Genomic DNA, 13861 nt, shown 5'->3' with positions numbered 1-13861 from the left:
TCAGTTGTATGGATGGTATAGAGGAGGCGAGAAATAATAAAAAAAATTATTTTATTGTTAGCAGTAATGGTGCTATGTTACGTACCAACTGCTTCTGCAAAAGAAAGCATGGCTACACCGTCAGGGATTCTTTACACCGAGCTAAAGGAACATGTGGATGAATATGCTTCTAAATACATTGGGACGACTACAGCAGGAGCCAATGTGCTAATTGTGAAGGACGGAGAAATTTTCTTGAATACGGCGTATGGCTATGCTGATGTAGAAAATCAGGTGAATATCACAGCGGATACTGTATTTGAATGGGGTTCCGTTACAAAGCTTCTCGTATGGACCAGTGTGATGCAGCTAGCAGAGCAAGGAAAATTAAAATTAGATGAAGATATTCGCACGTATCTGCCGGAAGGATTTCTGACGAAAATACGGTATGATGCCCCTATTACCATGTTGAATCTGATGCACCATAACGCTGGGTGGGAAGAAAAATTTACAGATTTATTTTATATGTCAGCAAATGATATAAAACCTTTAGAAGAGATGCTTCACATTACTGAGCCTTATCAGGTGCATAAACCCGGAAGTGTTGTTGCCTATTCAAACTATGGTGTAGCACTCGCCGGTTTTATTGTGGAACAGCTGGCAGAACAGCCTTTTTATGATTATGTAAATGAACATATTTTCTCGGTGTTAGGTATGAAGGACACAACGCTTCATCCGACACAGGAAGATAACACGAATGTTGCTACAAAAAGAGATGAAATTTACGGTTATATTATTAACAATGGTGGCGAGTTTACTATTTCAAAAAATGAACGGATCTATATCGGTTTATATCCAGCCGGTAGTGCAATTGGTACGATAACCGATGCAGCTAAATTCATGCTGGCACTTATGCCGGCAGACGGAGCGAAGAGTCCTTTGTTTCAAAACAATCGGACATTAGATGAAATGCTGACAACTAGTGACTTTTATGACGATGGCATCTCACGAAATGCACATGGTTTTTGGAAAGGCTTATATACAGTTGATGTATTGGAACATGCAGGAAACACAGACAGCTTTTCAAGCAATTTCTCTTTTTCAAAAGATGAAAATATGGGAGTAATTGTTTTCACAAATCAGGGGGGTGAAGCCGGAATAAGTTATGGTTTGCCGACACTTATATTCGGTGAGTATTCTAAAGTAGAAGGCAAGCAGACAATGCCAAATGCGCAGGAGCTTGAAGGAAATTACTATATGGCAAGGCTACCTTATAAAGGTTTTACCAAGTTGTATAGTGCACTTAGTATTGGCCGTTTTAAAGCGACAGACTCAATCAGTATAGATGCTTTTGGGATGAAACTTGAACAAATCGCTCCGTATTTATATAAATCTTTAGATAATTATCGTATATACTTTCATGTCACGTTGAATGATGGAAATGTGGAAATGATTTCAATGCCGACAAGTGATATTCTACCTGTCACTCAAAAAATGAAAATACTGAATCTGTTCAGTATCGTAGCGGTAGCTTTTAGTGGTCTGTATACACTCATTATTTTATTAATTTTGTTCATCAAAAAGATTATAAACCGAAAAAAAGCAGTCCGAGCTGCTGTTGCAGAAAAATGGGAAATACGATTGCTATTCGCGAATACTATCCCTTTTATTAATATAATTGTTTTAGCTTACAGAACATTAAATTATGCGTCTTATACAACCTTGAAAATTCATTTTTGGGTCAACTATGGATACATCGCATTCGTAGCCATTAGTCTGGTAGCAATATTTACTGGTTGGAAAAAAACAACGACAACTCGTTCTCAAAAAATACGCTATGCATTTTCTTGTATTTCGGCGTTACTTCTTGTCATCTTAATTATAGGCTGGGAGCTTTACTATTAAATTGTTCTATTTCTTCAACATACAAAAGCAGATGTTCGAATTTACTTCGTCATCTGCTTTTTTTTGAGTTACTTTAATTTTTCTCCTCAAGGCATTGGTAGACAGCCATCATCTCTTTTTTATTTAACTCACGAATTCGATTAAAAATAGGAATTTCTGCAACAGCTTTTGTATAGAAATTGTTATCAACAATTTCACTTACCGTTCCGGTTAACCAAGTTTTCACTTGTATTCCTTCTACTAGTTCCTTCAAACCTTCATTATTGATGCCACTAGCATTACAGCTTACACATGGAATTGTTAATTTAGAGACCCCATCGTGCAGCCCATCTTCAGAGAGTGCTTTCTTTCCTTTACAGAAAGGACAAGGATTGCTTTTCTTAATTTTGTTTATTTGCGTAACAAGTTTTTTGTAACCGAATGCTTCATAAACATATGTTAGTTTTTTATACTTTCCATTCGTGAAATACTTGTCAATGATCGTTTCTCTCGTTTCATCGATATTACCAAAATCACAAATGGTTACGCGGTTATTTTTACTGATGGCCTCAATATTACCTTGAATGCTGTCCCAAAAAGGCAGGGCATTTTGTAAAACTACTTCATATTGCGCAAAACTTGCCACTTCAATTTCAAATAATTTCAATGCCACTTGGATTTCTCGAGGCAGTAAAGAGACATCTTCTGTTAAAACCATATCGCCACCAACGATTGATTTTATTTTGTCCAGTATCGGTAACGGACCTACTGTTTTTATTACTTTATCAAGCGGCAGCTTTATAATCTCACGAATATCAGTATCACTATACTTCAGCTGTTTCTGATGATTCAGCACAGAGCCTTCACAAACCGGACATGTAATCATTTCTTTCGATTCTTTCATAAGTTCTTTAATAGGTGATTTCGAAATAAACATATACATCCCTATAATTTGATTAAAACCTTGCCATGTTCTTCTTGCCTTGTCCGCTTTATCATAGAAGGAATTTTTCCAATAACCGTATAAAAAAGTGTCCTTTTCGGCTTCTGTCATCTCGTTATAACTTTTACTTATATCCTGACCGAGTTCGTTCTTGATTTCTTCAAAAAGGAATTCCAATTTCGAGTATTTATAATACTTTAATACTTCCATCACGTCCGGATGCAATAAGCCCTCCCAAAATGGGACAGTCTTGTCCTGAACAACAACATCAAAATCAAATTTCTCAATAACCCTGCGACCAGAACAGCTTGGACAATGATTGTCTTGATGATAAAGATCGAAGCTTCTCGTATCTTTGTTTGTTGGATGCGCGGCTACAATATGATTGATCAATCCACCCATTTCATATAGGAAGCTATATTGACTATATAATTGGCGTTCCAGATCAATCGCAATGACCGGAGCTATTGTAGCAGACTCGTATTCACCATAAATTAAACGAGCCATGGATGATAAGGTTTTGAGAATACCACCTTTATAAATATTTTCTGCATTTTTAAAATAGGCAACATGCTTTTCTTTTAAATAATGAACACCGTTTTGTTGGTTAATAGCTGAGGGAATTTGCTCCGGTACGTTATTTGTGCTGTTTTGCCCGCGATAATAATCATCATGACTCATTATCTCTAAATATTCGACTGGTTCAATTTTTCTTTTTCCAAAATCAACGATAAAATCTGAGTTCCCCAGCATATACGAATTGTGTTCAATCATTATGATCGAAACTGATTCATCTTGAAGTATGACTCTTATACTATCAATGAATTGATTTAAAATATTTTGCGACAAACCTTTTGAAGGCTCATCAAAAATAAATAATGTATGTGGATTTTTAGTATTGGCATAAAGCTCTGAAACTAAATGAACACATTGGAATTCACCATTCGATAAAGACTGCGTTTTTCTTTCTAATGTCAAATAACCAAGTCCAAGTTTGATTAACAGGCTCAAACGTTTATGAGTGATGTCTCCTTCAGGCAATTCCTCAATAATATCTTCAATCGAGCGCTGAAAGATATCCTCAATTTCTTCACTATACTTCGTTATTTTTCTTTTAATATCAAGAAAAGTGGCTACAGTTGAACGGCTTGTAATCGATTGGTTTCGATTTTGCCCGACCATTACAATTTTATCTTTCGGGTATCTTTTCAGAAAATCCTTTGCTATACACTCATTGACAAGTGTAGATTTACCACAACCGGATTCTCCCGTAAAAGTAACGATTCTATTTTTAGGAATCTGAATTTCAGCCATCTGAATATTACGGCTATATAACTCCTTAAAATAGTAGTAATCTGTTGGCATTGCCTTATTCAGTTCATAATTGATTGGTTTAGGACGAGGAGATTCTTCTACAATTTTTCCACCGTATTTCCCACTGCCCGGTCCGAAAAACAACTGCTCTCCCGTAACATCGAGCACTGTGTCTGAATGGTCAATGAGCCAAATTTGGTTTTTGTAACCTAGTTGTTTTATTTGTTCTAAAATTTTCAGTAATGTTTGATGATCAAGACCTACAGAGATTTCATCGATGATAATAACGGTATTTTCACTTGTAGCCATAAATTCAGCCAAGTAAAGTCGCGTTAATTCCCCCCCTGATAATGTGCCCATTATACGATTTAACGTTAAGTAACCAATATTCATATTGATAAGATTTTTAAGGATATGTTGTTTCTCTTCACTAATATGTAACACTTCTTTTAATGCAAGCATGGATTCAATACTTAATTCGTTAACATCAGCAATATTATGTGGTTGATTAAATAACTCGATTCTTTTTTGGAGAACTTCCGGATTATAGCGTTTTCCTTCACACTTTTTACATTCAATGTTCTTAGTCGTACCGCGTCCTTTACATGAAGAACACCAGCCTAGTTCATTATTAAACGAAAATACTTCAGGAGAAAGATCAAATTTTTCGGCAAAAACATCGCGAATCTCTTTAAACACGCCAGTATGTGTACCGATAGTTGAGCGTGGGTTAGAGGATATAGAAGACTTTCCGAGGAAAAGTACTAAAGGCAATTCTTCCATTTTAATAGCACTAAAATTTGTCTCCATTATATTGGGGAATAGATATTGATATTCGGACTTTGGCAATAATGAAACTAGTCGTTTCTTGGACTCTTCCCCGATCGTTTGACAAAAAGTTGTTTTACCAGATCCAGAAAGACCAGCAACACCTAACGATTTATCGACTGGTACTACTGTATCTAAATTAAAAATGTTGTTTGCAATTAGTTGATTGATTTTCATTTTGTGATATCGCACCCATTCTTTTGATTTAATATTACCGCGGTCCAAAATTCCTGAAAAACTACTATATCATAACACCCCTTCTATTACTCAGATGTTACTACACCTATTAGTAAAAATAAAAGCCCAATTTCCCATCATTGCGAAGGAGAAATTGGACTATTCCCGCTACACCTTTATAGACTGTAGCTATTGAAAATTTCTAAACAACCTTTTACTTAAAAAATTATCGGAAATGTAAATATAACGAAAGCTGCCCATAATCCGTATACCGGCAAATACTTTGTAACAGCATTTTGGATAGCGTTTGGACCGGATTTATTTTGCAGATAACGCATATAAGAAATCATAATCCATAGTAGATTTGCACAGATTAGTATATTTACACCTAAAACAGCAACCCTATTAGGTGTAATCCCATAAGAGGTAAGTCTGAACATGATGGCTGATAATGCGACACTGTCAATGATAAGCGCAACAACGATTAAAGCGAAATTGACATAGTCGAAGATGCTCTTTTTATCGTCCGAGTCCTTCTCGGTAATAGAAAATATTGTAACAGCCAGTACGCCAAGTAGTATTCCGTTGAAAGCGATCAGGAAATCTCGGTCCAAAAACGGATTTTTACCGACCGATAGGACAGTTACAAGGTATACAAGCAAAGTAATTAATACTAACGGGCTAAAAATTTTAGCTATAAATGGAGTTATATTTTTGGCAAGCTTCAAATTCATTGAAACGAGGTGAACACCTACAACTGCAAGTGCCGCTGCCCCAAATAAAACGATATTACTAAAGTAGAAGTCCTCAATATCTAGGCCAATGAAGCTGAATAACTGCAACGTTAATAATGCAAGAAACATTCCGCTAACTGCCATGCTGGCGTAAAGAATGCCATATTCTAAATTAAATTTGATATAAGCTAATCTTGTACTGCTATTTATATAATCATTTCCTGTATATGCAAGCCCTAATAATACCCATAAGAAAATCGGGAAATGTAAATATGCTAAAATAATGCTATCGTCGTTAAAATTTAATGGCAGCATATTCAAATAAATTCCTGAAACTAAGAACATTGCCACTAACGAATAAATGACACTTCTTTTAGGTTTATGCTTGTAAACAAAGTAGGCAGCAATAAAGGGAATAATACCAAATGCCAGATTAATCGGAGCAATCGATTCCTGTTCGACAAAATGGAATATAATTCTTGTGCATACCCCTGCCATGATCGCTAATATACCCATGAAGAAAAATCCATTTTGAAACGATGAAGATTTTTTTATATTTTCTTTTTCGCTGAAATTCAGTCTTTCATACCAAACACTTAATATTGGAGAATCAGAGTTTTGTTCCCAAGCCTGTTTGAATGACTTGGAAAAAGCTTTCGGGTCTTTTCTATACATTCTCTCTAGTACATCGGGTTTATTAATGTTTTCAATAACCAAATTATTACTTTCCATTGTTTTCCCTCCTCTAATTATTGTCTTACAAAATTCCCGATGTAATAGTTAACTGTCTTCATCACTTTTGTATTCTAAAATATCTCCAGGCTGACAATCCAACGCCTTACAAATAGCTTCTAAAGTTGTTAACCGAATTGCCTTTGCCTTCCCATTTTTCAATATAGAAAGGTTTGCCATCGTAATCCCAACCCTTTCCGAAAGTTCTGTTACGCTCATTTTCCTTTTTGCCAACATCACATCAATATTAATTATAATTGCCATTGTTATTCACCTCAGACCGTTAAATCGTTTTCAGATTTAATATTAATTGCTTCTTGTAAAAGTTTTTGAAGAACAGCTGCAAAGACTGCAATTACCAATGAAGCAAAAGGAACAATTAATCCGACAAAGATAACTCCCGGCGCGTCATCCAATTCCGCAAACACATAAAATAGCGGCAAAACTAATAAATGTAAAACACTAATCGTTATCGCACAATATTTTATTTTCTTTAGCGGTTTCACAGCTAAATCGGAGAACGCTTTATTATTGTCGATATAGCGTAAAAGTAGGAAAGCCTGATACAAAGCAAAGAAAAAAGGAATTGCAGAAGCATCGAAAACGATGTAAACATAATATTTTACAAAAGCAAACTCCGGAAGCATTTTTGCTGCTACACTTGCCAATTCAGGTACTAAAAAGATACATAGCGCCAAAACAGGAATTCCTAAAAAAACAACAGCAACTTTTAAAAACAACGTAGTTACTTTTTCCATAAATCGCACCTCACTTATTTATTTTCATTTTTGATTTTATTACATAATTTATCGTAAATCAATAAAATTATATCTATTTTCATGAAGTTTTTATTGCATATTAGTGTTTTTTATTTAATGTGAATTATGTTCTCCCAAACAAAAAGCTTGGAAAAAACCTTATTAATTAAGGCTTTCCAAGCTTTTACTTGTTGCTATTTATTATTTTCACTTTGCCCCTTTTATTTTAGGAAGCTTAAAAAGTTAGAGAATGACGCTACAAGGTCTTGGTAGTAACCAACCACTTTATCTTTTAGTGCGATTTTTTCACTTTGATCTTGTTCTGGTTCAGGATCTACACTAATTTCTTCCATATCAGTTTGTTCGGGGTTTTGTACCGGTTTTGAAACAGTATTCTCCACTTCTTCAGTTACCTGCTCTGGTGTTTCAACAGTTGAAGGTAGCTCCTCAGTTTCTTCCACTACTGGAGTTTCCAGATTTTCTTCAGTTTCTGTTGGTAGCGCTGTATTTTCAACCGGGATATCTTGAGCTGTATCTTCCTCTACAGTTGTTGGTACCGTTTCATCAATATCAGAAGAAACATCAGTTGCTTCATCAATTACTGGAATATTTTCAGATTGTTCATTTGATTGTTCAGAATCGACATCACTTAAATATTGTTCTATATGAGTTTGGTAGTAGTTTATTAAGCTTTGGTAACTGTTATCGATAAATTGATAAGATTCTTCTACCCATGTAGTAAAGTCATCATCTGGTGTACCTTCTTCTGCTTGATCATCATCAGTTACTGGTGCTGTCGGTTCTTCTACTTGCTCTTCTTCTGATACCGGTGTTTCTGTCTCATCAGTTACATCTTCTTCTGTTAGACCATCTTCAGTCACCGGTGTTTCTGTTTCTTCAGTTTCACCTTCTTCTGTTTGATCCTCTTCAGACACTGGTACGGCCGGTTCTTCTGCTGCATCTTCTTCTGTTGGAACATCATCAGTTACTGGTGCTATCGGTTCTTCTGTTGTATCTTCTTCTGTTGGTTCCTCTTCAGACACTGATGCTGTCGGTTCCTCTGTTACATCGTCCGATTGACCATCTTCTGATACCGGTGTTTCTGTTTCTTCAGTTGCACCGTCTTCCGCTTGATCATCATCAGTTACTGGTGCTGTCGGTTCTTCTGTTACATCTTCTTCTGCTGTTCCCTCTTCAGGCACCGGTGTTTCTGTCTCATCAGTTACAATTTCTTCTGCTGGTTCCTCTTCAGTTTCTGGTTCTTCTGTTACATCTTCAGCTTGATCATCGTCAACCGCTGGTGTATCTACGGTTACATCATCTTCAGTCACCGGTGTCTCCGGCTCTTCTGCTACACCATCTTCAACAACATCATTCGTTGTATCATCTGTATTATCTTTAACTTCTAATTCTTCCGTAGTTTCGGTTTTTTGCTGGGCAACTTGACTGACAAGCTTCCCTTTTTCAGGAGAACCTGGCAGGCTCTTTGCAAATTCAGACACTTTCTGACCATGATTTTTTGCTTGTTCAATAATTTCCGGATTAACTTCCTTTGCATCCAATTCCGCTGCAGAAATAGGTGCACCTGCCGCTAAAAACGATGCAGCTATAAATGACGTTGACATCACGAGTGGCGCTACTTTCTTAGAAAAATTTTTATTTGCTGTTTTAGAGTCCATTTGTTTTTTATTCATTACTTGATCGCTCCTAATTCGTATTTTGTACTGATAGGATGGATTTTTCATTGATCCAGGTATTGATCGTTTCACCTCTGATTGAACCGAGTAAAATGATTCCTCAATTTTTTTGGCAGCACCATCTACTGCCTGTCTAGAATATAACAAAATTATATTACGATATTGTTTTACTCTGATTAAAAGAGATGATGTCTCCGTTACGAATTTTTTGAATTTTGCAATATACGAAATAATAAATACAGCGAAAATCAAGTTATTTTTATTGAATGGTTACGCTTCCATATTTGTTCTCTAGGATATTTCATGAATTTCCCTTTACTATGTAACGTGGTGAATTTATTTTACATATATCACGAAACAGTAAAAATTGTCTAAACAATAAAGACATTTTTCTGCCTATTATTACCGATAAAAAAATAAAAAACTTAAAGCACCCTCAAAATATTAGTGTTTATCCCGTAACACACCTTGATTATTATGTATCATTCATTTTTACATTCCTGTAATACTGAGGATTTCTTTACATCATCCAAGTCCACATAAATTAAAAAGGCATTTTAATAATCCAAAGATGCAACTAACTCCTTAGATATCAAAATGCCTCGCCAACTATTCTATTCATTTAAACAATCCTTTTGGTTGTACAAAAACCGTATTTTTTAAAGTTTTAATGGTAACTTCATAAAGGTGCTGCTTAAGGTCATCCCGATTTTCCATTCTCGTTTGCAGTGAAGAATATGAAATGATAGGTTCAATTCTTTTTAAAACTTGAACAATTTCATTTGGATCAAATTGCTCGACCATAGTTAACCTCCCCTCTATTTTTTACTCCTTTCATGGTTTGTCTTTGTGAGGTCGTTCGATAATAAGTCAATTGAATTTCGTAATGAATCAATTTTGCCTTCGAATCGCATTAATAAATAAATCGCAATGGTAATTGGAAATCCGAAATTCCCTAATATTTGAAAAAGCTGGCCCTCAATCATTCCTCTCCCTCCCTTCTCTTAATATGTTTATTGATTTATGAATCATCTTAGAAATAGCTTGTTGGGATACATTGTAAAGCTTCGCAATTTCCTTCTCAGTTAACTCGTTTACATACCGATAATACAAAACTTGTTTTTGCTTAGTATTTAAACGTTTTAACAAAGTTATTAACATTTCATCACTCAACAAGCTCTCTAAGTCATTCTCAAAAATGGTTTCAAATTGTATATAAGAATTTTCATCTTGAACTGTGTCTACCATTGCCAGGCTTTCATTAATAGGTGCATCCAAATTTAATTCATATTTTTTATTGTACTCTCTTACCTTTGAATCAAATTTTCTGGATTCATATCTAATTGCTTTTTTTATATAGGCGATACGTATAATCAGTTTTTCAAAGTATTTGAACTGTTCATTAAGAGAATCCGCATTAGTACTTGTCGGATCCTGTAAGTATGCATTATACAGTTTGTTATATTCTTCAATCTCTAAGAACCTTTTAAACACATTACTATTCACGACATCAGGATTTAAAATCTTCATTCGTCATACCCCTTATCTTTTTAGTCATAAAACATAACCTCTGTTCGTTTTAAATTAAAAAGATCGAATAGAATGCTTATCCCTTACTATATAAAGGGGAATTTCCAAAGAATAATACAACCAAAATATAAAATTATAGGGTTTTAAAATTACTTTTAACGATTGTTATCTCCAAATAAACGACGCATTCGATTATAAAAGAGGAGCACCAGACGTAGGAGTTGGAATCTTATTACGACTGGTGCCATCATTTTATTACACCAAATGTTACTGTTCCTGTGAAAATATCATTTTATCCCCCACCAATTCCTACTATCCATAAATCCAGAGCGATAATAATTAATTCAATCATTTTCTCACCCCCCCTTTTTTACTTATTTTACATAAATTACTCTCTGCCAACTTATAATATTAGTAAATGAATATTTGGAGGGTATTATGAACAATTACGGGAAAACATTAAAAAAAATTAGAGTTGGCAAAGGGTTTTCACAGAAATATGTTTCCAACAATATTTGTACACAAGGTAATTTCTCCAAATTTGAACTAGGGGAAAATAAAGATATTAAACATTCAACCTTAAGTGAATTTCTAGTAAGAATAGAAACTTCATATGAAGAATTTAGGTATATTGATAATAGTTATACCATGCCTTTAAGGGATGAAATTATTAACAAATTTTATAATCAGACATATAATAATTCGGAAAATTTATTGCAATTACAGAGGAATTGTATGTCATATTTAAAGGAATTTCCTGAGGATAAACTTATTAATAAAATATTTATCATTATAAAAAGTTTAACAATACTAGCAAATACTAACGACATTCATCATGCAAAATTACTTGCCGAGCCCATTTGGATAGAATTATCTCGCAGAGACGAATTGTACTTGTCCGATATTTTTTTACTAAATTCTATACTTTATATTTTTCCAATTGAAACCGCTGTCGAAATGAAAAAATTTGCTTTTCGGCATATTGAAAAATACAAAAATTTCCAGAATATAAATCGTATAAAAATAAATTTTTTAATTAATCTATCCTTGTTATATCTAAAAAATCAAGATTATAATATGGCTTTAAAACAATTAGAAAACTCTATCGAACTATGTAAAATAGAAAAGCTTTTTATTAATCTGTCCATATGTTATATACGTAAGGGAATTTGTTTAAATAATTTGGGCCATTGCGGATTATATTGGCAAAATAAAGGGATGAATATGTTGGAAGCTTTAGACGAGATCGATTTGCTTTCTATTTTAGAGACAGAAGTCGAAAAATACTCAAATTAATTTTATTTTAATACAAGGAAATGTGAATCAAAATTAGTTGTTCAGAGTGAATGCGACAAGTGTGATTGCTGGTGCCTCATAGAAAGCGTCCGCCGTGAGTGAATAGAAAGGCTACAAAGCCACAAAAACAGCCGTTCGAATTTGAACGGCTTTTGATTTTGTATTAGTTTATTGTATCTTCCGGCAAATCTTTTAATTCTTTCTCTTTATACATCGCTCGATCGGCTTCTTTAATCATCTCATCTAAATTTGCATCTAAAACTTCTATTGTGAAGTATGATCCAATACTTGCCGAAACATTAATTATATGTTGATCTAAAATCATTGGTTTCTCAAGTGCAGATTTTATTCTATCCGTAATCTTTTTTACGATTGATTGATTAATATTAGCCGTTAAAATGACAAATTCATCTCCACCCAATCGGCAAAGTAAATCCGTCTCTCTTAATATGCCATCTATCCTTAAAACAATAATTTGCAATAATTGATCCCCAACTTCATGGCCATATGTATCATTTATTTTTTTGAAACCGTTCATATCAAGGAACAATAATGCAACTGAGTCGACATTTTCATGCTTCATCAAATCAAACTTTTCCTTAAGCATTAAACGGTTTGCTGCTCCGGTTAAAGGATCGTGGTAGGCTAAGTCCTGTAACTTGTCGTTGGCCTCCCTCACTTTAAGAATGAAAACAATGAGGAAAATGGTAATAAATATTCCAAACAGTACTAAATAAATAAAGTCTTCCTTGATGACGTTCGGAAAAATTTCATCGTGAAGGTAAAAAAATGAATAAAATGTAAGAATAATCGACGCGACCCCTGCCATCAAAACTGCTTTTATCTGTTGATAGATGGCACTTAACGGAAGTGCGAGCCACATGAAGAGATAATTTACTATATACGGTGAATCGTTAAGCAGGTAATAAAAATAAATATACATACTGCCGATCATTACATACATTGTAAATTTGGCGTTCACTTTCATCTGAATCAGCAATATCATGATGAGCCCAAATACTCCAAAAAAGATTGCTGGAGGAAATATACTCTCTATTCCTTCAATAAAAATATTAATTATTATATGTGTAAAATAAAAAATACTTATTAATAGAAGCAATAAGGAATTTCTCCGATGCATTTCAATCATAATTCACCTTCCTCTAACATCCGTATTGGGCAGAAATTATTATAATCATTTATTTTATTATAGCTTATTGAAGATTTCATTGCTGTTGAATAATAATTAACTAAAAAGAAAAGATCTCTCGACAGTTCATTGAAACTGATGAAAGACCTCCCTTAAAATCTATATTCGTATTTTAAATACTTTATTCGTAATCGGGGCAAGGAATTTAACCCCTTTTTTCGTCATCATATCGCCTAAAATATGAGATAAATAAGCCATAGTTGAGATAATCGCTAAATTTTCCGCACCCGTACTTAATTCCAGCAGATGGGACATATATGCCCAAAAGACCACTGCCCATATTGTATGGGTAAACCCTCGATGCGGTAACCATCCAGCTGCACCTATGTATACAGCAAACAATACGAGCCACCATAGCTCATCTGTAATTGCATAATATATAAGGAATAAACTTAACATAGTCATTAAAATATTTTTCAGTGTTTCCTGACTTCTCATGGACATTGCAATAATAATGGCCCCCAACGCTAAAAACAGCAGTTTATTTTGTTGGGTAAACCATTCACTATCAAGAAAAGGCAAAAGATTTAAGTAGGCTGCCAAGGACAGAATCATTATGATTCCACCGACCATTTGTCCGCCCTTTTTTATTTGTTTCGCCGTCTTCGTTACATGTTTATTCAACAGGTTGTTTCCGTCCAGATCCGGAGCAAGTGAAGCGACAGCGGAAACAGCTAAAACGACCGGAATCATTTCTGGTGCCTGACTGACTGATGCCACGGCCCCGATTCCTAAACCAATTGTTAAATGTGTTCGACCTTTCATGTTGTCACCTCTTT

Annotated in this window: 12 protein-coding genes; 2 read left to right on the top strand and 10 right to left on the bottom strand. The window is 34.5% G+C overall.

The genetic code is table 11. The features are described from left to right. Positions 1 to 54 precede the first annotated feature (54 nt). The gene (locus B5473_RS14085; protein WP_254865322.1) at positions 55 to 1884 is read left to right on the top strand and encodes a serine hydrolase domain-containing protein; all 1830 of its coding nucleotides are present in this window, start codon (positions 55 to 57) and stop codon (positions 1882 to 1884) included. 73 nt (positions 1885 to 1957) lie between these two features. On the opposite strand, the gene B5473_RS14080 is transcribed toward B5473_RS14085, so the two are convergent. The 8 genes from B5473_RS14080 to B5473_RS14045 all read right to left on the bottom strand — a co-directional run bounded on the left by B5473_RS14080 (position 1958) and on the right by B5473_RS14045 (position 10576). After that, positions 1958 to 5125: an ATP-binding cassette domain-containing protein gene (locus tag B5473_RS14080; RefSeq protein WP_079528722.1), complete on the bottom strand. Its 3168-nt coding sequence runs from the start codon at positions 5123 to 5125 to the stop codon at positions 1958 to 1960. A gap of 218 nt (positions 5126 to 5343) precedes the next feature. After that, positions 5344 to 6591: a DUF4153 domain-containing protein gene (locus B5473_RS14075; RefSeq protein WP_079526213.1), complete on the bottom strand. Its 1248-nt coding sequence runs from the start codon at positions 6589 to 6591 to the stop codon at positions 5344 to 5346. 48 nt (positions 6592 to 6639) lie between these two features. Continuing rightward, complete coding sequence (locus tag B5473_RS14070; protein ID WP_079526211.1) at positions 6640 to 6855, bottom strand: helix-turn-helix domain-containing protein; 216 nt, start codon at positions 6853 to 6855, stop codon at positions 6640 to 6642. A gap of 11 nt (positions 6856 to 6866) precedes the next feature. Beyond that, positions 6867 to 7349, bottom strand: a complete 483-nt coding sequence (locus B5473_RS14065; protein WP_079526209.1) for a DUF2975 domain-containing protein — start codon at positions 7347 to 7349, stop codon at positions 6867 to 6869. Positions 7350 to 7570: 221 nt separating this feature from the next. Then, positions 7571 to 9043: a hypothetical protein gene (locus tag B5473_RS14060; RefSeq protein WP_079526207.1), complete on the bottom strand. Its 1473-nt coding sequence runs from the start codon at positions 9041 to 9043 to the stop codon at positions 7571 to 7573. Positions 9044 to 9664: 621 nt separating this feature from the next. After that, positions 9665 to 9850 (bottom strand): hypothetical protein, encoded by a 186-nt coding sequence (locus tag B5473_RS14055; RefSeq protein ID WP_079526205.1) that lies wholly within the window; start codon positions 9848 to 9850, stop codon positions 9665 to 9667. A 14-nt stretch (positions 9851 to 9864) separates the two neighbouring features. Further along, complete coding sequence (locus B5473_RS14050) at positions 9865 to 10032, bottom strand: YvrJ family protein (RefSeq protein WP_079526203.1); 168 nt, start codon at positions 10030 to 10032, stop codon at positions 9865 to 9867. After that, a complete protein-coding gene (locus B5473_RS14045; protein WP_079526201.1) occupies positions 10025 to 10576 on the bottom strand; it encodes a sigma factor-like helix-turn-helix DNA-binding protein in 552 nt (183 codons plus the stop codon). Before B5473_RS14045 ends, B5473_RS14050 begins: the two co-directional genes overlap by 8 nt. Before the next feature lie 438 nt (positions 10577 to 11014). Here B5473_RS14045 and B5473_RS14040 point away from each other — a divergent pair, with 438 nt between their 5' ends. Continuing rightward, positions 11015 to 11872: a transcriptional regulator gene (locus tag B5473_RS14040; protein WP_079526199.1), complete on the top strand. Its 858-nt coding sequence runs from the start codon at positions 11015 to 11017 to the stop codon at positions 11870 to 11872. 163 nt (positions 11873 to 12035) lie between these two features. Here the strand turns inward: B5473_RS14040 and B5473_RS14035 are convergent, their stop codons facing one another. Beyond that, positions 12036 to 12878, bottom strand: a complete 843-nt coding sequence (locus tag B5473_RS14035) for a GGDEF domain-containing protein (protein WP_254865321.1) — start codon at positions 12876 to 12878, stop codon at positions 12036 to 12038. 303 nt (positions 12879 to 13181) lie between these two features. Beyond that, positions 13182 to 13847: a metal-dependent hydrolase gene (locus B5473_RS14030; RefSeq protein WP_079526195.1), complete on the bottom strand. Its 666-nt coding sequence runs from the start codon at positions 13845 to 13847 to the stop codon at positions 13182 to 13184. Positions 13848 to 13861: the final 14 nt, after the last annotated feature.

This window comes from Solibacillus isronensis, assembly GCF_900168685.1.
GTDB lineage: Bacteria > Bacillota > Bacilli > Bacillales_A > Planococcaceae > Solibacillus > Solibacillus isronensis_A.
Note: the sequence above shows the minus strand (reverse complement) of the source record. Positions and strands in the feature narration are given on the sequence as shown.